This is a genomic window from Cellulomonas composti (genome assembly GCF_007990245.1).
Taxonomy (GTDB): Bacteria; Actinomycetota; Actinomycetes; order Actinomycetales; family Cellulomonadaceae; genus Cellulomonas; species Cellulomonas composti.
The window spans coordinates 148,274-169,231 of sequence record NZ_BJWG01000007.1 but is presented as its reverse complement, the minus strand read 5'-3'; the positions used below and the strand labels follow the sequence as shown (position 1 = coordinate 169,231).

The 20,958-nt window shown below is 71.1% G+C and carries 20 protein-coding genes; 12 read left to right on the top strand and 8 right to left on the bottom strand.

Annotation, left to right across the window (positions count from 1 at the left end):
• Positions 1–128: 128 nt before the first annotated feature.
• The gene (locus CCO02nite_RS09390) at positions 129–698 is read right to left on the bottom strand and encodes an NYN domain-containing protein (RefSeq protein WP_146842862.1); all 570 of its coding nucleotides are present in this window, start codon (positions 696–698) and stop codon (positions 129–131) included.
• Between the two features lie 187 nt (positions 699–885).
• Between CCO02nite_RS09390 and CCO02nite_RS09385 the strand changes: the two genes are divergently transcribed.
• The 10 genes from CCO02nite_RS09385 to CCO02nite_RS09340 all read left to right on the top strand — a co-directional run bounded on the left by CCO02nite_RS09385 (position 886) and on the right by CCO02nite_RS09340 (position 11,337).
• On the top strand, positions 886–1,290 hold the full coding sequence (locus CCO02nite_RS09385; protein ID WP_246117467.1) for a MarR family winged helix-turn-helix transcriptional regulator: 405 nt from the start codon (positions 886–888) through the stop codon (positions 1,288–1,290).
• 184 nt (positions 1,291–1,474) lie between these two features.
• Positions 1,475–1,975: a flavodoxin domain-containing protein gene (locus tag CCO02nite_RS09380; RefSeq protein WP_146842861.1), complete on the top strand. Its 501-nt coding sequence runs from the start codon at positions 1,475–1,477 to the stop codon at positions 1,973–1,975.
• Between the two features lie 93 nt (positions 1,976–2,068).
• Positions 2,069–3,115 (top strand): LacI family DNA-binding transcriptional regulator, encoded by a 1,047-nt coding sequence (locus tag CCO02nite_RS09375; RefSeq protein ID WP_146842860.1) that lies wholly within the window; start codon positions 2,069–2,071, stop codon positions 3,113–3,115.
• Between the two features lie 315 nt (positions 3,116–3,430).
• Positions 3,431–5,080, top strand: a complete 1,650-nt coding sequence (locus CCO02nite_RS09370) for a glycoside hydrolase family 13 protein (RefSeq protein ID WP_246117460.1) — start codon at positions 3,431–3,433, stop codon at positions 5,078–5,080.
• A gap of 173 nt (positions 5,081–5,253) precedes the next feature.
• Positions 5,254–6,660 (top strand): ABC transporter substrate-binding protein, encoded by a 1,407-nt coding sequence (locus tag CCO02nite_RS09365; protein WP_146842858.1) that lies wholly within the window; start codon positions 5,254–5,256, stop codon positions 6,658–6,660.
• Positions 6,661–6,766: 106 nt separating this feature from the next.
• Complete coding sequence (locus tag CCO02nite_RS09360) at positions 6,767–7,735, top strand: carbohydrate ABC transporter permease (protein ID WP_146842857.1); 969 nt, start codon at positions 6,767–6,769, stop codon at positions 7,733–7,735.
• A gap of 50 nt (positions 7,736–7,785) precedes the next feature.
• Positions 7,786–8,754: a carbohydrate ABC transporter permease gene (locus CCO02nite_RS09355; protein ID WP_146842905.1), complete on the top strand. Its 969-nt coding sequence runs from the start codon at positions 7,786–7,788 to the stop codon at positions 8,752–8,754.
• Between the two features lie 264 nt (positions 8,755–9,018).
• A complete protein-coding gene (locus tag CCO02nite_RS09350) occupies positions 9,019–10,116 on the top strand; it encodes a ferrochelatase (protein ID WP_246117459.1) in 1,098 nt (365 codons plus the stop codon).
• Between the two features lie 89 nt (positions 10,117–10,205).
• Positions 10,206–10,919, top strand: a complete 714-nt coding sequence (gene hemQ, locus CCO02nite_RS09345) for a hydrogen peroxide-dependent heme synthase (RefSeq protein ID WP_371862499.1) — start codon at positions 10,206–10,208, stop codon at positions 10,917–10,919.
• Positions 10,920–10,944: 25 nt separating this feature from the next.
• A complete protein-coding gene (locus CCO02nite_RS09340) occupies positions 10,945–11,337 on the top strand; it encodes an META domain-containing protein (protein WP_146842856.1) in 393 nt (130 codons plus the stop codon).
• A 29-nt stretch (positions 11,338–11,366) separates the two neighbouring features.
• Here CCO02nite_RS09340 and CCO02nite_RS09335 read toward each other — a convergent pair whose 3' ends face one another.
• From CCO02nite_RS09335 to CCO02nite_RS09310, 6 genes are all read right to left on the bottom strand, one after another.
• The gene (locus CCO02nite_RS09335) at positions 11,367–12,617 is read right to left on the bottom strand and encodes a Glu/Leu/Phe/Val family dehydrogenase (protein WP_146842855.1); all 1,251 of its coding nucleotides are present in this window, start codon (positions 12,615–12,617) and stop codon (positions 11,367–11,369) included.
• A 126-nt stretch (positions 12,618–12,743) separates the two neighbouring features.
• Positions 12,744–13,829 carry a LacI family DNA-binding transcriptional regulator gene (locus CCO02nite_RS09330; RefSeq protein WP_146842854.1) on the bottom strand — a complete coding sequence of 362 codons (1,086 nt, stop codon included), beginning with the start codon at positions 13,827–13,829 and terminating at the stop codon, positions 12,744–12,746.
• Between the two features lie 103 nt (positions 13,830–13,932).
• Positions 13,933–14,847, bottom strand: coding sequence for a carbohydrate ABC transporter permease (locus CCO02nite_RS09325; protein ID WP_146842853.1), 915 nt, complete (start codon positions 14,845–14,847; stop codon positions 13,933–13,935).
• Positions 14,844–15,857, bottom strand: a complete 1,014-nt coding sequence (locus tag CCO02nite_RS09320) for a carbohydrate ABC transporter permease (protein ID WP_146842852.1) — start codon at positions 15,855–15,857, stop codon at positions 14,844–14,846. Before CCO02nite_RS09320 ends, CCO02nite_RS09325 begins: the two co-directional genes overlap by 4 nt.
• A gap of 95 nt (positions 15,858–15,952) precedes the next feature.
• Positions 15,953–17,278 (bottom strand): ABC transporter substrate-binding protein, encoded by a 1,326-nt coding sequence (locus CCO02nite_RS09315; protein WP_146842851.1) that lies wholly within the window; start codon positions 17,276–17,278, stop codon positions 15,953–15,955.
• A gap of 377 nt (positions 17,279–17,655) precedes the next feature.
• Complete coding sequence (locus tag CCO02nite_RS09310; RefSeq protein ID WP_146842850.1) at positions 17,656–18,159, bottom strand: DUF2505 domain-containing protein; 504 nt, start codon at positions 18,157–18,159, stop codon at positions 17,656–17,658.
• An 82-nt stretch (positions 18,160–18,241) separates the two neighbouring features.
• Here CCO02nite_RS09310 and CCO02nite_RS09305 point away from each other — a divergent pair, with 82 nt between their 5' ends.
• Complete coding sequence (locus CCO02nite_RS09305; protein WP_146842849.1) at positions 18,242–19,717, top strand: sensor histidine kinase; 1,476 nt, start codon at positions 18,242–18,244, stop codon at positions 19,715–19,717.
• Positions 19,718–19,869: 152 nt separating this feature from the next.
• Here CCO02nite_RS09305 and CCO02nite_RS09300 read toward each other — a convergent pair whose 3' ends face one another.
• The gene (locus tag CCO02nite_RS09300) at positions 19,870–20,118 is read right to left on the bottom strand and encodes a WhiB family transcriptional regulator (RefSeq protein WP_013771685.1); all 249 of its coding nucleotides are present in this window, start codon (positions 20,116–20,118) and stop codon (positions 19,870–19,872) included.
• 328 nt (positions 20,119–20,446) lie between these two features.
• Here CCO02nite_RS09300 and CCO02nite_RS09295 point away from each other — a divergent pair, with 328 nt between their 5' ends.
• Positions 20,447–20,941, top strand: a complete 495-nt coding sequence (locus CCO02nite_RS09295) for a hypothetical protein (protein ID WP_246117458.1) — start codon at positions 20,447–20,449, stop codon at positions 20,939–20,941.
• Positions 20,942–20,958: the final 17 nt, after the last annotated feature.

Below are 20,958 nucleotides of genomic sequence, written 5' to 3'. Positions count from 1 at the left end.
CCCTCGTCGGCGGGCCCGCTGCCCTCCGCGTGCCGCAGAGGATACGAGCGGGGTCCGACACGCACCGGTCCGGCGCGGACCGGTGCGCGCGGACCGGTGCGCGGTCGGCCGAAGGCGTGGGCGCGGGCCTACAGGTAGGCGGCGGGGTCGAACTCGGCGAGCGGGATGATCCGCACGCGCGGCAGCTCGACGTTGAACGCCTGCACCTCGTGCTCGAGGTCGATCACCTGCAGCCCGCGCGATCCGAGCGAGGTGAGCGACGTGCTGACGAACTCCCGGAAGCCGAGCACGCCGACCCGGCGCTCGGGGTCGCCCAGGAGGGCCTCGATGCCCGGCGCGAAGTCGCCGTCGTGGCTGGCCAGCAGCACGTCGCCGGGGCGGTCGAGGATCGCCTCCAGGGTGCGCTGGATGCCGATGTCGACGACCTTCTCGTGCGACTCGCCGGCCAGCGGGATCGGCTGGAAGCCGATCGCGAGCAGCGCCTGCACGAAGCTCATCGGCAGCGAACCCGACGACGCGTTGAGGAAGAACAGGCCCTTGACCGGCTGGTCCCAGCGGCGCTGCGCGAAGCCGAGCAGACGCTCCCAGCGGGGCCGCTGGTCCGGCGTCGGCCTGGCCCCGAGGATCGCCGTGCCGAGCGTCGCGTCGATGTTCTCGCCGTCGACGAGGACGTAGGTCGTGCGGTCGGGCGTGGTCACCTCGTCAGGCTAGCGCCGCCTGGCAGGATCGAACGCGACCGCGGCTCAGCCACGCCGCGGGGCGAGGAGGGACGCCGTGTCCGACGAGCGTGTGTCCGACGAGCGTGCGTCCGAGGAGCGCGGGTCCGACGAACGCGGGTCCGACGACGCCCGGCACGCGCGCGCCGCGACCGCCGCGTGGGAGTCGTTGTTCCGGGCGCAGGTGGTGCTCGTCCGCCGGTTCCAGCGCGACGACTGGGGCGGGCTGTCGATGCGCGAGTACGACGTGCTGTTCACGCTGTCGCGGCTGCCCGGTCGGTCCGCACGGCTGCGGGACCTGCTCGAGGGCACGCTGCTGTCGCAGCCCAGCCTGTCGCGGCTCGTCGAACGGCTCGAGCAGGACGGGCTCGTGACGCGGGCGCCGGCGCCGGACGACGCCCGCGGTGTCGTCGTGACCCTCACGGACGAGGGCGTGCGCATGCAGCGCGACATCGGCCGGCGCCACGCGCGTCGGATCGCCGAGCTCGTCGGCGGAGCGCTCGACGGCGACGAGCTCGCCGAGCTGACGCGCCTGACCGACAAGCTGCGCGCCGCCCAGCCCGACCTGCGGTGATGTCCAGCCCGACCTGCGGTGACGTCCCGGCCCGCACCGGCCGACGGCCGGGTGTGACGCTCGTCCCGCGGGACCTCGGGCCCATCACATCGGGGGGTTTGTCGCCCACGATGGAGTCCGACGCGGTCCAGGCGTCGATGGTCGGCGGGCGCGGGGCCCGGTCTCGACGGGGGAGGTGCGGGGAATGCGGGTGCTGGTGTCGGTGGCGTCACGCCACGGCGGTACGTGGGAGATCGGCGAGTGTGTCGCGCAGGTCCTCACGGAGCACGGCTACGAGGTCGACCTGCGCGAACCGCAGGACGTCGTCGACGCCACGGGCTACGACGCTCTCGTGCTCGGCTCCGCGGTGTACGTCGGGCACTGGCTGTCGGCGGCACGTGAGCTCGCCGAGCGGGTCGAGGCGTCGCGGGTGCCGCCGGTGGTCTGGCTGTTCTCGTCGGGCCTGGCGACGCAACCCGCCGCGGCCGCGAACTCGCCGCACGAGATCAGCGAGCTCGTCAAGCACCTGGGGGCGAGCGGCCACCGCAGCTTCCGCGGCCGGCTCGACCGGCAGGTGCTGACGTTCGCCGAGCGCGCGACGATCGCGGGCGCCCGTGCCCGCGAGGGTGACCACCGCGACTTCGCGCTGATCCGCGCGTGGGCGGCGACGGTCGCCGACTCGCTCGCGCTGCAGCCCACGACCTGACTCGTCCGCGAGAGCCTCGGTCCGCGACGAACTCCGTCGAGTCTTGCAAGTCGCTGCAACAAACTTGCAAGTGCAGGGCCTAGGATGACGAACATGTCACGGCGACTCGCAGAGGTGGCACGCAAGGTCGGCGTCTCGGAGGCGACCGTCAGCCGCGTGCTCAACGGCAAGCCTGGTGTCTCGGAGCAGACGCGGGAGTCGGTGCTCACCGCACTCGACGTGCTCGGCTACGAGCGCCCCACCAAGCTGCGGGGGGAGCGGGCGCGGCTCGTCGGGCTCGTGCTCCCCGAGCTGCAGAACCCGATCTTCCCGGCGTTCGCCGAGGTCGTCGGCGGTGCGCTCGCGCAGCAGGGCTTCACGCCCGTGCTGTGCACGCAGACCGCGGGCGGCGTCTCGGAGGCCGACTACGTCGAGCTGCTGCTCGGGCAGCAGGTGTCCGGCATCGTGTTCGCCGGTGGGCACTACGCCCAGCGGGACGCGACGCACGGCCACTACGAGCGGCTGACCGGCCGCAACCTGCCCGTCGTGCTCATCAACGCCTCGATCGAGGAGCTGCCGTTCCCGCGGGTGTCGTGCGACGACGAGGTCGCGATCGAGCAGGCGCTCGGGCACCTCGCGTCGCTCGGGCACACGAAGGTCGGTCTCGTGCTCGGACCCGTCGACCACGTCCCCTCCGAGCGCAAGCTCAAGGCAGCGCGATCGATCGCACAGCGCCTCGGCATCGAGCTGGGCCCGCACCACGTGGTGCGTTCGGCGTACTCGCTCGAGAGCGGGCAGGCCGCCGCGACGCGGCTGCTCAAGGAGGGCGTCACGGGCATCGTCTGCGCGTCCGACCCGCTCGCGCTCGGTGCGATCCGGGCCGCGCGGCGCGCCGGCCTGAGCGTTCCGGACGACGTCTCGATCGTCGGGTACGACGACTCGGCCTTCATGAACTGCACGGAACCGCCCCTGACGACCGTGCGCCAGCCGATCGAGCCGATGGGGCGCGCGGCGATCGACCTGCTCGTGAGCCAGATCAACGGGCTCGCCGTGCCGCAGGAGGAGCTCCTGTTCGAGCCCGAGCTGGTCGTGCGCGGGTCCACCGCGCCCGTGCGCACCTCGACGTCGACGACGGCCACCGCGGCGGCTACGACCGTCTGAGCAACCCCCGCGCCACGTCGCAGCCCCGGTTCCGCGTCCGCGGTCCGGGGCTGTCGTGCATCTGCGTGTGAGCGCCGTCACGTCAGCGACCGACCGTCACCGGTGAGGTCCTACCGTCCGTTGGTCACGCTTTGATAACTCCACTGTCGGGTTCTTGCGCGGATCTCGTCGGAACCTTTAGTGTTCTGGTCACGCGCCGAAGACGTCGTCGGAGTCATGGCCGACTCCGCAGACGGACCGACGCGAGCAGGACGCACGAACCCGCGACAGTCCGGCCGGGCCCCGAGCCCCGGCCTACGAGAGACGAGAACCGACGTGGCGCACACCCAGCCCGCGACCGACCCGACGTGGTGGCGCGGTGCCGTGATCTACCAGGTGTACCCGCGCAGCTTCGCCGACGGGAACGGCGACGGCACGGGGGACCTCGCCGGCGTGCGCGCCCGTCTGCCCTACCTGCGTGACCTCGGCGTCGACGCGATCTGGGTCACCCCGTGGTACGCCTCGCCGCTCGCGGACGGCGGCTACGACGTCGCGGACTACCGCGCGATCGACCCCGCGTTCGGCACGCTCGAGGAGGCCGAGGCGCTCATCGACGAGGCGCTCGAGCACGGCATCCGGACGATCATCGACATCGTCCCGAACCACGTCTCCGACCAGCACGCCTGGTTCCAGGCCGCACTCGCGGCCGGACCCGGATCGCCCGAGCGGGAGCGGTTCTGGTTCCACCCCGGCAAGGGCGCCGACGGCGCGCAGATCCCGACGCACTGGGTCTCCGACTTCCAGGGCGACACGTGGACGCGCACGACGAACCCCGACGGCACGCCCGGCGAGTGGTACCTGCACCTGTTCGCGCCCGCCCAGCCGGACCTCAACTGGTCCCACCCGGACGTGCGCGCCGAGTTCGAGGACGTGCTCCGGTTCTGGTTCGACCGCGGCGTGGCCGGCATCCGCATCGACTCCGCCGCACTGCTGGTCAAGGACCCCACGCTGCCCGAGTACCAGGGCGAGGTCGGTCCCGGCGAGCACCCGCACGTCGACCGCGACGAGATCCACGACGTCTACCGCTCCTGGCGCGCGCTGGCCGACACGTACGAGGGCACGCGCGTGCTCGTCGGAGAGGTGTGGCTCGCCGACCGGCAGCGGTTCGCGCAGTACCTGCGCCCCGACGAGATGCACACCGCGTTCAACTTCGACTTCATGGCCCGGCCCTGGGTCGCCAAGGAGTTGCGCGAGTCGATCGACATGACGATCGCCGCGCACGGGCCCGTGGGAGCGCCCGCCACGTGGGTGCTCTCCAACCACGACGTCACGCGACCGGTCACGCGCTACGGCCGCGACGACTCGTCGTTCTCGTTCGCCGCCAAGCGGTTCGGCACGCCGACCGACCTCGAGGTCGGCACGCGGCGGGCCCGTGCGGCCGCGCTGCTCACGGCCGCGCTGCCCGGTTCGCTGTACGTCTACCAGGGCGACGAGCTGGGCCTGCCCGAGGTCGAGGACCTGCCGCTCGAGGTGCTGCAGGACCCGATGCACTTCCGCTCGCTGGGTGTCGACCCGGGCCGCGACGGCTGCCGCGTGCCGCTGCCGTGGTCGGGGTCGACGACGCCGTACGGCTTCAGCGCGGTCGAGGCCGCGCCGTGGCTCCCGCAGCCCGCCGACTGGACCGACCTGACCGTCGCGGCACAGTCCGCCGACGCGACCTCCATGCTGCATCTCTACCGCGACGTGCTCGCCCGTCGCCGCGCCGAGCCCTGCCTCGGCGACGGCACGCTGACGTGGCTCGAGTCGTCCGACGAGGTGCTCGCGTTCTCCCGGGGTGACGTCACGTGCGTCGTCAACCTCGGGATCGAGCCGGCTGACCTGCCGGCTCACACCGACGTCCTGCTCACGAGCGGTCAGCTCGTGGCAGGCAGGCTGCCGCGCGACACCGCTGCGTGGCTGCGCACCGATCCCGTCCCGACGAGCTGAGCGGCACGACCCTCGTGCACGCCCGGCACCAGCACCACCCGTAGTCGCACCACCCGCAGTCCCGTACCCGGCCCGCAGTGCCCCCGCAGTGCCCTGTGAAGCCGTGCACGTCCCGAGCACCACCCGCATCGCGACCTGGCGGACGCCAGGACGTACCTCACGAAGGAGTGACGATGAGGTTCCACCGCACCACCACGCTGGCGATGGCCGCCGTGCTGTCGTTCGGACTGCTCGCCGCGTGCGACAGCAGCGACCCCGAGGAGCCGGGCGCTTCCGGCGACCCGACGGGCGCAGCGACCGACGAGGCGGTCACGATCCGCGTCGCCGGTCTCCTGCCCACCGCCGACGACGCCGCCAAGCAGCAGCTCGACGAGCGCGTCGCAGCGTTCGAGGAGCAGTACCCGAACATCACGGTCGAGCCCGAGGACTACCAGTGGCTCAACTCGACGTTCACCACGGCGCTCGCGGGCGGCACCCTGCCGAACGTGTTCGAGATCCCGCTGACGGACGGCAAGACGCTCATCCAGCAGGGTCAGCTGGCTGACATCGACTCGTACGTCAAGGCCCTGCCGTACGGCGACGACTTCAACGAGAAGCTCCTCGAGAACGGCATGGACGACAGCGGCACGATCTTCGCCGTCCCGGCCAAGTCGATCTACGCGGTCGCGCTGCACTACAACCGCAACCTGTTCGAGCAGGCCGGGCTCGACCCCGACGACCCGCCGACGACGTGGGACGAGGTCCGCGCGGACGCCAAGAAGATCCACGACGAGACCGGCATCGCGGGCTACGCGACGATGGCCCTCGACGCGTCGGGTGGCTGGCAGCTGGCGGCCGGCGCCAACTCGCGTGGCGGCGTGATCGAGAAGAACGAGGGCGGCAAGTACATCGCCACGCTGACCGATCCCGCGATCAAGGCGCACCTGCAGTTCCTGCAGGACCTCAAGAAGGACGGCTCGCTGCTCGCGCGCGCCGACCTGGGCTGGGGCGAGATCAACGCCGCGTTCGGCGGTGGCGAGCTCGCGATGTACACCTCGGGCTCCGACGTCTACAACGCGCTCGTCGAGGGCAACGGCGTCACCGCGGACTGGGGCTACGGCCTGACCGCGATCCCGACCGAGGACGGCGGCGGCGCGCTCGCCGGCGGCACCCTCGCGGCGGTCACCAAGGACTCGACCGAGGCCCAGAAGGACGCCGCGGTCAAGTGGATCGACTGGTGGTACCTGAGCAAGCTGCAGGACAAGGACCAGGCGATCGCGGACGCGTCGACCCGCGCCGGCGCCAACCCGCCGCAGGCCGTCGGAACCCCGGTGCTGCCGATCTTCTCCGAGGAGCTGTACAAGGAGAACCTCGAGTGGATCAAGGACTACATCAACGTCCCGCTCGAGAACATGACCGGCTACACCGACGTGATGTTCGAGCAGGACCTGGTGCCCGAGGCCGCTGTCGCCACGCAGGACCTCTACAACGCGCTGTTCCCGGTCGTGCAGGCTGTCATCACCGACGACAACGCTGACATCGACGCCCTGCTGAGCACGGCGAACGAGGTCGGCCAGACCGCGATCGACGCGGCGAGCTGATCGGACGTCGCCCGGCCGGGGCACCTCCCCGGCCGGGCGACGCCTGCACCACCCGCACCTGCACCACGCGCACCACCACCGCACCGCACACCGAGAAGGCCACGACATGACGACGGACGACACGGTCCTCATCCAGCCCCGGGGCCGGGGTTCCTACAAGGTCCACGAACGCGAGCAGGGCCCGCGGTCGCTCGCCACCTGGGCCCGCCGCGGCGGGCTGAGCTCGCTGGTCTTCGCCCTGCCGATCCTGTTCGTGTTCGGCGTGTTCTCGTGGTGGCCGATCGTCTCGTCCGTGGTCATGAGCCTGCAGGAGTCGAACCTCGTCGACGCCCCGACGTGGGTGGGCCTCGACAACTTCCGTGCCGTCCTGACCGACCCGCTGCTGCCGACCGTCATCCGCAACACCGCGTGGTTCGCCATCCTCGCGATGGTCTTCGGGTACCCGATCCCGCTCGTCGGGGCGGTGCTGATGAGCGAGCTGCGCCGACGCAAGGGCTTCTACTCGGCCCTCGCGTACCTGCCCGTCGTCGTGCCGCCCGTCGTCGCGGTCCTGCTCTGGAAGTTCTTCTACGACCCGCGCCCGGAAGGCGTGTTCAACACGGTGCTGGGCTGGGTGGGCCTCGGTCCGTTCGCGTGGCTGAACGACGCGACCTGGGCCATGCCGTCGCTCGTCCTCGAGGCGACATGGGCGGCCGCGGGCGGAACGGTGATCATCTACCTCGCCGCGCTGATCTCGGTCCCGGCCGAGCTGTACGACGCGGCCGAGGTCGACGGCGCCTCCGTGTGGCGCAAGGTCTGGCACGTGACGCTGCCGCAGCTGCGCGGCGTCCTGTTCATCACGTTGATCCTGCAGATCATCGGCACGGCGCAGGTGTTCCTCGAACCGTTCCTGTTCACCAACGGCGGTCCGAACCACGCGACCGAGACGATCATGCTGCGGATCTACAACCTCGCCTTCACCAACCTCGGCGGCAACTTCGGCCAGGCCACCGCCCTGAGCCTGCTGCTGGCCGCCTTCCTCGCGGTGATGTCCCTCGTGTACTTCCGCATGACGCGCAACTGGAGCCAGACGTGACCACCACCGACTCCCACACCGACGGCACCGGGTCCGCGCCGCTCGCACCCGTGACGCAGTCGTCGATCGCACGCGTCGGCGCGCCCGGCGCGGTGCTGGCCGCGACGATCCGCGGTCGCCGGCGGCCGCGTGGCGGATCCGGCTCCGAGCCCGACCGCGGCGCGCTCTCGACCGCCGACTGGCGCCGGACGCAGGTCAGGTGGACCTGGCGCTCGATGCACTTCCTGCTCCTGGTGCTGCTCCTGGTCTGGTGCCTCGGGCCGTTGCTGCTGCTTGCGAAGTTCGCGTTCACGCCGACGCAGGAGATCCAGTCGAACCCGATGGCGCTGATTCCCGAGGGCCTCACGATGAGGAACATCGACCAGGCATGGAACCGGTACCACATCGGTCAGTTCTTCATGAATACCGTGTGGGTGGCGCTGGGCTCGTGGTTCGTCCAGGTCCTCGTGGCGACGACCGGCGGGTTCGTCCTCTCCGTGCTGCGGCCGAAGTGGTCCAAGGTGCTGAACTGGGCTGTGCTCGCGACGCTCTTCGTGCCCGCCGTCGTCCTGCTCATCCCGCTGTACAAGATCATCGTGAACCCGCCGATCGGCGGGTCGCTGATCAACAACTTCTTCGCGGTGTGGCTGCCCGCCGGGGCGAGCGCGTTCAATGTCGTGCTCGTCGCACGCTTCTTCGACTCGCTGCCTCGGGAGATCTTCGAGGCAGCGCGGGTCGACGGCGCCGGCCCCTTCCGGCTGTTCTGGTCGATCGTCCTGCCGATGAGCAAGCCGATCGTCGGCGTGGTGTCCGTGTTCGCGGTCATCGCGTCCTGGAAGGACTTCCTGTGGCCGTTCCTGGTCCTGAGGTCGCAGGACGTCATGACCCTCTCCGTGTACCTGCAGGCGATGAAGGACGTCGACAAGGGCACGCTGATGGCGGCGCTGGCGATCTCGACGCTGATCCCGATCGCGATGTTCCTGATCTTCCAGCGCATGTTCCTCCGTGGCGCTGGTCTGGGTGGTGCCGTCAAGGGCTGAGTACGCCGTCACCCAGGAAGGGCCCCGCCACTGCGGCGGGGCCCTTCCCCGTCCCGGGGTTCTGACGGAGTGTCTGGTCAATGTCACGCGGGAGGGCGGGGTCCGGGGGCGGGTCGGGTCGTGGGGCGGTGCGATGATCGGGTGGTGCCCGCGACGACGCCCGCCCCCCACACGTCCGTGCCCACCGACCTCCGGGACCGCCCTCAGGACCGGCCTCAGGACCGGTCTCAGGACCGGCCGGATGTCCGGCCGTACGACGCGCTCGTGCTCGCGTCGTTCGGCGGTCCCGACGGCCCCGACGACGTGATGCCGTTCCTGCGCAACGTCACGGCGGGCAAGGGCATCCCCGACGAGCGGCTCGCCGAGGTCGCGGAGCACTACCTGCACTTCGGCGGGGCGAGCCCGATCAACGGGCAGAACCTCGCGCTGCAGAAGGCGCTGGCGACTGAGCTCGAGCGGCGGGGGATCGACCTGCCCGTGGTGTGGGGCAACCGGAACTGGAGCCCGTACACCAAGGACGCGTTCGCGGCGGCCCACGCCGACGGCGCTCGGCGCGTGCTCGCGCTCGTGACCAGTGCGTACGGGTCCTACTCCGGCTGCCGGCAGTACCGCGAGGACTTCTGGCAGGCGCTCGAGACGCTCGGCACCGAGCTGGGGCAGCCGGGTGAGCACCCGCTGGTCGTCGACAAGGTGCGGCCGTACTTCAACCACCCGGGCTTCGTCGCGGCGAACGTCGACGCGGTCGTCGAGGCGTTCGACCAGGTTCCCCCGGACGCGCGCGTCGTGTTCGTCACGCACTCGATCCCCGACGCGATGGAGGCCGGCTCGGCGCTGGCCGCCCCGTCCTACCGGGAGCAGCACCTCGACGTCGCCGCGAGCGTCGCGGCAGGGGTCGCGGAGCGCCTGGGTCGGCCCGTCGAGTGGGACCTCGCCTACTGCTCGCGCTCCGGCCCGCCGAGTCAGCCGTGGCTCGAGCCGGACGTCAACGACCACCTGGCCGTGCTCGCGCAGCGTGGCGTGCGGGCCGTCGTGCTCTCGCCGATCGGATTCGTCTCCGACCACATGGAGGTCGTCTACGACCTCGACACCGAGGCGATGGCGACCGCCACCGAGCTCGGGCTCGAGGCGGTGCGGGCCGACTCCGTCGGTACGCGCGAGCCGTTCGTGCGCGGGCTCGTCGACCTGGTGCTCGAACGCGCAGCGGCCGCGCGGGCGACCGACGCGGGCGGACCGACCGTCCCGCGCGCGACCGTCGGAGACCTCCCGGCGTGGCACGACGTCTGCCCGCCCGGATGCTGCCGTCGGCAGGCGGGTGTGGACTCGGGCCGGCCCACCACGTGCGGCGTCGACCCACTGCTCTGAGACCCGCAGCGCTGAGACCCTCAGCTCTGAGACCCGCAACTCGCCCGTCGAGCCGCCGAACCCACGACACCGTCCCGGAAGGACCCGCTGTGAGCCATCCCGCCGCACCCGCCCACGACGCTGAGGCGCTCAACGACACGATCCGGTACACCATGTGGTCCGTGTTCGCGCTCGAGGAGGTGCTCCCGCAGGACGACGACGAACGTGCCGCGCTGATCGCGCAGGCGCAGGCCGCCGTGGGCAGCGACGCCGGCCTCGTCGTGCGCGGCTGGTACGACGTCGCGGGCCTGCGCGCCGATGCGGACCTCATGGTGTGGTGGCACGCCGAGACGGTCGAGCAGGTCCAGGGCGCCTACCAGCGCCTGCGCGCGAGCGAGCTGGGCCGCCACCTGCTGCCGGTGTGGTCGGTCGTCGGGCTGCACCGCGCGGCCGAGTTCAACCGGGCCCACGTGCCCGCGTTCCTCGCAGGGGAGGAGCCGGGCGACTACCTGTGCGTGTACCCGTTCGTGCGTTCGTACGACTGGTACGTGCTCCCGGCCGACGACCGTCGCCGCATGCTCGTCGAGCACGGGCACGCGGCGCGCGAGTACGCGGACGTGCGCGCGAACACCGTCTCGGCGTTCGCGCTGGGCGACTACGAGTGGTTGCTGGCGTTCGAGGCGGCCGAGCTGCACCGCATCGTCGACCTCATGCGCGAGCTGCGCGCGGTCGAGGCGCGCCTGCACGTGCGCGAGGAGGTGCCGTTCTACACCGGGCCGCGCACGACCCTCGAGGCCTGGGCGGAACGCCAGCCGCGCGGCTGAACCGGCACGGTGCGATGATCGCCCCATGCTGCGACTGGTGGGGACCTGGCGGGTGACGGTGGTTCCGGCGCCGGGAGCGGCCGTCTGGGTGGACGACGACGGCGGCTGGGGTCACGACGAGCCGCCGCGCGTCGCCGAGCTGACGTTCGACGGCGACGGCCAGGTCTACGGCACCGGCGGGGTCAACCGGGTGCGCGGCACGTTCTCGGTCGAGGGCGATCGCCTGACGTTCGGCCCGATGGTCTCCACGCTCATGGCGGGTCCACCGGCGGCGATGCGCCGCGAGCAGGACATGCTCGCGCTGGTCGGTCGGTCGCTCGACGTCCGCCCCGGCGAGGAGCCGGGGTCCGTCGAACTCGTGGCCGACGACACCGCCGCGCTGGTGCTGCACCCGGCGGTCCCCGAGACGCCCGCCTGATCAGGGGCGCTGCGCGGGATCGTGCCCGATCACGGGTACAGGCCGCGGATCTGGTGCGCCTGCGCCACCCGCTGCACGCCGATGACGAGGGCGGCGTCGCGCAGCGAGAGCCCCTGCGCGCGGGCCGTCGTCGCGACCGCGGCGTAGGACGCCTGCATCCGTTGCGCGAGGCGCTCGACGATCTCGTCCTCGGTCCACCAGTACGCCTGGTTCGCCTGCACCCACTCGAAGTACGACACGACGACACCGCCCGCGTTCGCGAGGATGTCCGGCACCACGACGACGCCACGTTCGGCGAGCACGCGGTCGCCCTCGGTGGTCGTCGGTCCGTTCGCGGCCTCGACGACCCAGTGCGCCTTGACCGTGCCCGCGGTCGTCTCGTCGAGCACCCCCTCGACGGCTGCCGGGATGAGCACGTCGACGTCGAGCGCGAGCAGGTCGGTGTTGGAGACGTGCTCACCGCCGGGGAAGTCCACGAGCCGGCCGCCGTCGGCGACGTGACGCATGAGCGCGGGGATGTCGAGCCCGTCGTCGGCCCGGATGCCGCCGATCTCGTCGGAGACCGCGACCACGCGGGCCCCGCCGTCGTGCAGGAAGCGCGCCGCGTGCGAGCCCACCTTGCCGAAGCCCTGCACGGCAGCGCGTACCTCGTGGAGGGAGGCGCCGGCATCTGCGAGGGCGGCGACCGTCGCGTGCACGACGCCGCGGCCGGTCGCGGTCGCACGGCCCAGCGAGCCTCCGACGGGCAGCGGCTTGCCGGTGGTCACGGCGGGGATCGTGTAGCCCTGGTTCACCGAGTAGGTGTCCATGACCCAGGCCATCGTCTGCTCGTCGGTACCGATGTCCGGCGCCATGATGTCCCGCTCGGGTCCGATGATCGGCATGATCTCGCTCGTGTAGCGGCGGGTGACCCGCTCGAGCTCGGCGGAGCTGTACTCGCGCGGGTCGATCGTCACGCCGCCCTTGGCACCGCCGTAGGGCACGTCGACGACCGCGCACTTCCAGGTCATCCACATCGCGAGCGCGCGGACCTCGTCGATGTCGACCGACGACGCGTAGCGCAGCCCGCCCTTGCCGGGCCCGCGCGAGATGTTGTGCTGCACGCGGTAGCCGCGGAACAGCACGATCTCGCCGGAGTCCCGGCGCAGCGGTACGGCGACGTTCATCTCCCGGCGCGGGGCGGCGAGCATCGCGTGCAGCCCGGGGTCGTACCCCAGGATCTCGACGGCGGAGGCGAGCTGGGACTGTGCGGTGATCAACGGTGATGCCACGGCGGACACTGTGCCACCGGTCACCGCGTCGTGCCCGGTCGAAGGCCCGTTCGCGGACGCGGTCGTCTCATCGGTCGGGACCGTCCTCGTGCCGCCTCGTTCGGCCTCGTGCCGCCCCACTCAGCCTCGTCGGCCTCAGGCGGAGTCACGCACCACGAGCTCGGGCGCGAAGATCAGCGGCTCCACGGGGGAGGGGTCGTCACCCTGCAGCTGGGCGAGCAGCCGCGCACCGGCGGCGCGCGCCATCGCGGCGACGGGCTGCACGACCGTGGTCAGCGGCGGCTTCGTCGTCGCCGAGACGCCGATGTTGTCGTACCCGACGACCGCGATGTCGTTCGGCACGTCCCGGCCGAGGTCGGTGAGCACGCCGAGCGCACCGGCGGCCATGAGGTCCGAGGCGATGAACAGACCGTCGATGTCCGGCGCGAGTGCGAGCAGCTCCCGCGCGGCCTGGGCCCCTGAGGCAAGCGTGAAGTCGCCGTGCACGACGAGGTCGTCGGACAGACCGGCCGCCGCCATCGCGGTGCGCCAGCCGACGAGTCGGTCGATGCCCGCGGACATGTCCTGCGGACCCGCGATGGTCGCGATCCGGCGGCAGCCGCGGTCGACCAGGTGCTGCGTCGCGAGGCGGCCGCCCTCGACGTTGTCGGTGTCGACGTAGCGGACGTTGCCCGCACCCGAGACCGGCCGGCCGACGAAGACGTTGGGCACGTGCGACGACGCGAGTGCGTGGTCGAGGGCGTCGGACCGGTGGTGCGAGACGACCACGGCCCCGTCGACGTGACCGTTGCGCAGGAACCGCACGGTGCGGTCGCTGTCGCCGGGGCGTGCGATGACCAGGACGAGCTGGATGTCGGACTCGGCGAGCGACGAGCTCAGACCGTTGAGCGTGCCCGCGAAGAACGGGTCGGAGAGCACACGCTCGTCGGGTTCGGGGATGACGAGCGCGATCGAGTCGGTGCGCTTGGTGACCAGCGAACGCGCAGCACGGTTGGGTGTGTAGCCGAGCTCGGCGACCGCGGCCTCGACCGCGGCGAGCGCGTCGGGGGAGACGCGCAGGCCTCCGTTGATCGCCCGCGACGCGGTCGACCGTGAGACGCCCGCGCGCTCGGCGACCTGCTCGAGTGTCGGCGCGGTGTGCGCCGACACGAACACGCCGGTACGCCCCGTCTCCTCGAGGATCGTCGTCCCCAGACCGGGGGGCGAGTCGTCGACGATCATGTCTGGATCCCTCTCTTGGGCCGCGCTGAGCGCACGGCGACCGGGGCCGGGCGGCCCGGCGCGCAGAGTATCGCGCGCCGGGGCCTCCCGTCCGGATGGGTTCTCAGCCCTTGATAGCGCCCTGCATGATGCCCGCGACGAGCTGCTTGCCGGCGACGACGAACAGCAGCAGCAGCGGGATCACGGAGAGCACGACGCCCGCCATGATGAGCGCCAGGTCCTTGAAGAACGTGGCCTGCAGGAGCTGCAGCGCCACGGGGAGCGTCGGGTTCGACGAGCCGAGGATGATGAACGGCCAGAAGAAGTTGGTCCACGACGCGACGAAGGTGAACAGCGCGAGCATCGTCGCGGCAGGCCGGGCGGCCGGGAGCGCGATGCTCCAGAACGTCCGGATCATCGACGCCCCGTCGACACGGGCGGCCTCGACGAGCTCGTAGGGCAGTGCACCTTCGAGGTACTGCGTCATCCAGAACACGCCGAACGCCGTGACGAGGCCCGGCACGATGACCGCCTTGAGGTCCCCGATCCAGTGCAGCTGCTTCATCACGAGGAACAGCGGGATGACACCGAGCTGGGTGGGCACCGCGGTCGTCGCGATCACGAAGACGAGCAGCGGACCGCGACCGCGGAACCGCAGCTTGGCGAACGCGAACCCGGCGAGCGTCGAGAACAGCACGACCGAGGCCGACTGCACGACGGCGACGACGATCGAGTTGCGGACCGCGTTCCAGAAGCCGATGTCGGCATCGAGCACGCGCTGGATGTTCTCCCAGAGGTGCGTGCCCGGGATCAGCGACGGGATCGGGTTCCGGGCGATGTCCGGAGCCGTCGACGACGCCAGGAGGAAGGCGTAGTACAGCGGGTAGAACGCGACCAGGAGCGTGATGCCGAGGATGACGTACGTGAGCCACCTGGGACGGCGGTCCGAGCCGCCGACGCGACCCCGCTTGCGAGCCGCGGCCCGCGCGGCACCCTTGCCGGCGAACTGCTCGACGGACGCGACGGAGGGCGCGCTCATGACCGGACCTTCTTCCGCTTCACGTTCTTGGTCATCTGCTCGGCCGACGAGATCCTGCGGGTGAGGAAGTAGTTGACCATGCTGACCACCATGATCAGCAGGAACAGCAGCCAGGCGGCCGCAGCCGCGCGCCCGAAGTTCTTGTTGGTCCACCCGAGCTGGTAGACGTAGTTCGTCACCGTGAGGTACTGCTGGTCGGAGCCGCCGCGGCCGAACTGGTCCATCATGCGAGGCTCGTCGAAGATCTGCAGGCCACCGATGGTCGACGTGATGATCACGAAGATCATCGTCGGGCGCAGCATCGGGATGGTGACGGAGAAGAACTGCCGAATCCGGCCGGCACCGTCGATCAGCGCGGCCTCGTAGAGATCACGCGGGACCGCCTGCATCGCGGCGAGGAAGATCAGCGTGTTGTAGCCGGTCCAGCGGTAGTTCACCATCGTCGCGATGGCGAAGTGGCTGGGCAGGACCTGCGAGTGCCACCCGACGGGGTCGACACCGAACTTGTCGAGCACCGTGTTGGCGATGCCGCCGACGTCGGCGAAGACCTGGCCGAAGATCAGCGCCACGGCGACAGGGGCGACGACGTACGGCACCAGGACGCCCATGCGCCAGAAGGTGCGGGCGCGGATGTTCGCGTCGAGCACCGCGGCGATGAACAGCGCGATGATGATCTGCGGTACAGAGCTGAGCAGGAAGATGCTGATGGTGTTGCGCAGCGACTTCCAGAAGATCGCCGACTGCAGCACGTTCGCGTAGTTGTCGAACCCTGCGAAGTCGCCCTGACCCTTGAGCAGGTCCCACTCGTTGATCGAGACCCAACCGGTGTACAGCAGGGGGAACAGACCGGTGACGACGAAGAGGATGAAGAACGGGGAGATGTAGAGGTAAGGCGAGAGCTTGACGTCCCAGCGGCCGAGCGTCTGCGAGAAGCCGACGCGGCGGGGTGGACGAAGCTCTCGACCGTCGGCGGGGGGCCGGCCGACGGCGGGGAGCTGTGTGCTGGTCATGACGGTCCTTCGAGCCGGAGGGAGTGCGGCCGGTGGAGGGTACGCCCGGGGCCGGGGAGCTGGTCCCCGGCCCCGGGCGTGTTCACCTCATACGGTCACTGCAGGTCGTTGACCGCCGTCACGAACTTCTCCCACGACGACGCGGCGTCGTCGGTCTTGTCCACGTCGACGCGCGAGTACGCGTCGGACAGCGCGGAGCTGATCGGGAAGTAGTGCGAACCGCGGAACGGCTGCTTCGAGATCGGCGCGAACCGGTTGGAGAAGATCTGGCCGGTCGGGGCACCGCCGAAGTAGTCGTCCGTCTTGCCGGTCACCGAGGGGTCGGTCGTGGCGTCGGTCTGGCTCGGGAAGTTGCCGTACTCGACGAACACCTTGGCGGCCTGCTCGGGAGCGGTCAGCCAGTCGGCGAGCGCCGTGGCAGCCTCGACGTTCTCGCCACCGGCGGGAACCAGCAGGTAGGAGCCACCCCAGTTGGAGGCGCCACCGGGCAGGGCGTCGGCGACGTCCCAGTTGGTCTGGTCGGGCGCGTTGCCGGCGATGATCTGCGTCATCCACGGCGGGCAGATCTGCGTCGCGAACGTGTCACCGGCGAACGCCTTGAACCACGGGTCGCTCCACTGGCCGAGGTGCGCGGACTGGGCGAGCACCTTGTCCGAGGTCAGCACGTCGAAGACCGGCTTGACCTGCGAGTCGGGGCCGGTCGCCGTGATCTCGTCGGTGGCCGGGTCCTCGAACGGGGCGTCGAGCTGGTTGACCATGGCCTGCGAGAGGGCGGCGATCGAGTCGAACCACGCCGTACCGGCGGGCGCCTTCTCCATGAACTGCGCGCCGACCGTGAAGTAGTTGTCCCACGTGCCCGTGAGCAGCTTGGAGACCTCGTCGCGGTCGGTCGGGAGACCGGCGGCCTCGAACAGGTCCTTGCGGTAGCAGACGGCCTCGGGGCCCGAGTCCGTGCCGTAGCCGATGAGCTTGCCGTCGGGCGTCGTCGCGAGGGCGTTCTTCCAGTCGGGCCAGCGGCCGTCGACCGAGTCGGTGCCGAGGTCCGCGAAGAAGTCGGAGGACGCGATGAGCTCGGGCATCCAGTCGACGTCCGCAGCGACGATGTCGTCGGTCACGGTGTCCGTGGCGATCGACGTCTGGACGGCCGCGCGGGCGTTGTCCGACGTGTCCGCCTTGTTGTGGACGATCGTGACGTTCGGGTGCTCCTTCATGTACTCGTCGAACAGGTCGGCGTAGCCGAACTCGTTGAACGTCTGGATCTTGATCGTCACCGGGTCGTCGGACACCGGCGCGGTGGTGGTGTCGCCGGTCTCGGACGGCGTGTTGTCGTCGCCGTCGTCGGACGAACAGCCGGCGGCGAGGAGGGCAACGCTCGCGAGCCCGGCCGTGATGGCCAGGAACTTGCGGGTGGGCTTGCGCACTGTGACTCCCTTGTCAGTCGGACGGCATCGATGCCGTACCTGGGTGCCGTGCCGGCGGACGGTGCCCGTCGGCGTGGGGCTTGGGTCGATGACCCGGCTTGGGAGCGCTCCCCTCCGCAGTCTGCGGGAGCGTTCCCACGCGCTGGAAGGAGACTGTTGTCGTCCGGCGCGCGTGTGTCAAGGATCTCCCGTGGGATCGCTACCACGGGAGCGATCCCACGGTGGCATCACCGCAGGTCAGAGCCACTTTCGTGATTGCGCGTGTTACCGAATCGTTAGGAACCGGAGCCCCGTGTCGTGATGTGCCGGCGCGGCCGGGAACTCACCCGTTCGGCCGAGCGCCGTCCGATTCCGTCCGGTCCTGATCCGGACGTGGCTCAGCTCTCGGTCGAGAGCCAGCGCTGCGCCTCGGCGGCCTCGGCGACCATCGCCGCGCGGATCGCCCCTGCCGCCGCCTGCTCGACGGTCGAGCCGAACAGCGGGATCGCGGCGCGCAGGTCGCCGTCGTACCGCACGAGGGTGCCACCGTCGGGCGAGGCCGCGAGCGCGGTGGTGCCGTGCATCCGTACGGGCGCGCCGGCGATCTCGACGACGACCGTGCCGATGCGCTCGCCCGCACCGCCGGGTGCCTCCCACGCCGCGACCTGCCGGACGTCGAGCCGCGACCCGACGAAGCCGCGCACGTGCGAGGGGATCTGGTCGGTCGGCAGCGAACGTCTCGTCGTGACCGTGAATGCGCCGTCGGCGTCGCCGGTCACGTCGACGTGCTCGTCGAGCGCACCCGAGGCGCGCACGGCGGCCCGTGCGTACTCGGGGTCGGCGAGCAGCCGGGCGACGGTCACCGGGTCCGCGGAGAGGCGGAGCGTCTCGGTGAGGTGCACGACAGGGCCCCTTCCCTGGCTGGCGTCCCCGTGGCGCGCGGACGCTTCGAAGCGAGCCTAGTCGCGCGCCTACGCTGTGCGGGTGTCCACGCTCACCGCGCTCGTCGAGCGCCACGGTCCGCTCGCCCCCGCCGACCTCGAGTGGCTCCACCTGCTCGTCGGCGACTGGCAGGTGGCGTCGGACCTGGCGTTCGCCGATCTCGTGCTGTGGCTGCCGGGCGCGGACGGTCGGTTCACCGCGATCGCGCAGTGCCGGCCGTCGACGGGTGCGACGGTGCACTACGACGACGTGGTCGGCTCGACGGCGCCGGAGGGCCAGTCCGAGCAGCTGCGGCGCGCGCTCGACGAGAGGCGTCAGCAGCGTTCGCGCGAACCGCGCTGGTTCGGGTCGTACGCGGTGCGCGAGGAGGCCGTCCCTGTGGTCCGCGCCGGGGTCGCGTTCGCGGTCATCGCACGTCAGACGAACCTCGGGGGCACCCGTACGCCCAGCCGGCTCGAGCTCAACTACGTCGAGGCAGCCGACGACATCTTCGCGATGATCGCGCACGGCGAGTTCCCCGCGCCGGACGCGCCGACCGGCCCACGCCGGGGTGCGCCGCGCGTGGGTGACGGACTCGTGCGGCTCAACTCCGAGGGCGAGGTGCTCTACGCGTCGCCGAACGCGTTGTCCTGCTTCCACCGGCTCGGCGCGCTCGGCGACCTCGTCGGCCGCTCGTTGGTGCAGGTGACGACGGACCTCATCGAGCAGCGGGCGACCGTCGACGAGTCGATGCCGTTGGTGCTGATGGGCCGTGCGCCGTGGCGTACGGACATCGAGGCGCGCGGCGTCGCGCTGTCGTTGCGCGCGGTGCCGCTCACCGAGGCCGGGCACCGCGTCGGCGCCGTGCTGCTGTGCCGCGACGTCTCGGAGCTGCGTCGTCGGGAGCGCGAGCTCATCACCAAGGACGCGACGATCCGCGAGATCCACCACCGCGTGAAGAACAACCTGCAGACGGTGGCCGCGCTGCTGCGCCTGCAGTCGCGCCGCATGACGTCGCCCGAGGCGCGCGACGCGCTCGCGGAGGCGATGCGCCGCGTCGCGACGATCGCCCTCGTGCACGAGCAGCTGTCCCAGACGATCGACGAGACCGTGCCGTTCGACGACCTCGTCGGGCGCAGCCTGCGGCTGGCCGCGGACGCCGCGTCCGCGGGCACGCACGTGCGCACGACCGTCGCCGGCACGTTCGGTTCGATCCCGGCCGAGGACGCCACGGCGCTCGCGCTCGTGCTCACCGAGCTGGTGACCAACGCCGTCGAGCACGGGTTCGCGGGGCGTGAGTCGGGCACGGTCGTCGTCGACGTGCAGCGCGACGGCGACGAGCTGCGCATCGAGGTCACCGACGACGGCGCGGGTCTGCCCGCCGGGCGCGGCGCCGGGACGGGCCTGGGCACGCAGATCGTGCAGACGCTCGTGACCAACGAGCTGCGCGGGACGATCGAGTGGCTCGACCGCGAGACCGGCGGCACGACCGTGGTCGTCACGGCCCGGCTGCGCGCCCAGCGCGACGCCATGTACTAGCCACGACGTGCACCAGCCACGACGTGCACTAGCCGCGACGTGTGCCTGCCGTGACATGTCCGGACGGTACGGGCCGGCTCGACGGGAAGACGCCGCGAGGGCCGGACCACAGTGGTCCGGCCCTCGCGTGCGGCTCGTGCTGACGCGCTGGTTCAGCCGGCGCGGCGCTGACGCGCGGTGCGGCGCTTGAGCGCGCGGCGCTCGTCCTCGGAGAGCCCGCCCCAGACGCCGGCGTCCTGACCGGTCTCGATCGCCCACTTCAGGCAGGTGTCGACGACGTCGCAGCGACGGCACACGGCCTTCGCCTCGTCGATCTGCAGCAGGGCGGGACCGGTGTTGCCGATGGGGAAGAACAGCTCGGGGTCCTCGTCGAGACACGCTGCGCGGTGGCGCCAATCCATGAGATCTCTCCTTGGGCGTAGGCGGTCTACGAGGGCCCGGTTCGCGGGCGCACGGGACGGCGTACGAAGTGGTGTGGGGGGGAGGCTGCTGAACTACTTGATCCAGAGTCACATCGTCGGACGATTCGCACAAGGGGTTACGAGAACGTTTCGACTACGTAACGACTGAGGCGTTCGTCACACTGGCGCACACGGGAAACACGGTGTAAACGCCTCCGTGGGGGCCGCGATCGCTCGAACTGATCGTGTGTCCAGATCAAGCATCGTCCACGGTGTGGTAAGCGTCACGTCCGACGGGAGGTCGCGGACGCGGCCGTAGGCTCTGCGCGTGACCTCCGCTACCCCTCCCGACGACGACACGCCGCGGACCGTCGGGCTCGACGACGAGGCCCGCCGGCGTCCGGCGCTGCTCGCGCTCGTGTGCCTGCTGATCCTGCTCGAGTCGGCGATGCTCGTCGGGCTCGGGGTGGCGTGGTTCGTCGACCTCGTGACCGGGGGTGTGCAGTCGCCGGGGGCGACCGCATTCCTCGCGGTGTTCGTGCTGGGCATCGGCGCACTGCTGGTGGCCGCCGCGCGCGGGTTGTGGCAAGGACGGCGCTGGGGCCGGGCCCCCGTGATGACGTGGCAGGTGCTGCTCGTCGTGCTCGCGCTGGGCTGGCTGAGCACCGCGCTGGCCGAGGGTGCGAGCACGGTCGTGGTCGCGGTCGTCGCGGTGCTCGTCGTCGCGTTCGTCGTGGGCGTCGGGCTCCTGCTGCCCCCGGTCGTCTCCGCCACCACTGGCGTGCCGGCAGGGACGAAGGACAGCAGGAACCCGACGAGCTGAGCCGCCCCCTCCGGCGA

Coding starts and splice junctions, on each gene's coding strand:
- CCO02nite_RS09380 (WP_146842861.1), top strand. CDS start 1,475: ATGCGGGTGCTGGTGTCGGTGGCGTCACGCCACGGCGGTACGTGGGAG.
- CCO02nite_RS09375 (WP_146842860.1), top strand. CDS start 2,069: ATGTCACGGCGACTCGCAGAGGTGGCACGCAAGGTCGGCGTCTCGGAG.
- CCO02nite_RS09365 (WP_146842858.1), top strand. CDS start 5,254: ATGAGGTTCCACCGCACCACCACGCTGGCGATGGCCGCCGTGCTGTCG.
- CCO02nite_RS09360 (WP_146842857.1), top strand. CDS start 6,767: ATGACGACGGACGACACGGTCCTCATCCAGCCCCGGGGCCGGGGTTCC.
- CCO02nite_RS09340 (WP_146842856.1), top strand. CDS start 10,945: ATGCTGCGACTGGTGGGGACCTGGCGGGTGACGGTGGTTCCGGCGCCG.
- CCO02nite_RS09330 (WP_146842854.1), bottom strand. CDS start 13,829: ATGATCGTCGACGACTCGCCCCCCGGTCTGGGGACGACGATCCTCGAG.
- CCO02nite_RS09325 (WP_146842853.1), bottom strand. CDS start 14,847: ATGAGCGCGCCCTCCGTCGCGTCCGTCGAGCAGTTCGCCGGCAAGGGT.
- CCO02nite_RS09320 (WP_146842852.1), bottom strand. CDS start 15,857: ATGACCAGCACACAGCTCCCCGCCGTCGGCCGGCCCCCCGCCGACGGT.
- CCO02nite_RS09300 (WP_013771685.1), bottom strand. CDS start 20,118: ATGGATTGGCGCCACCGCGCAGCGTGTCTCGACGAGGACCCCGAGCTG.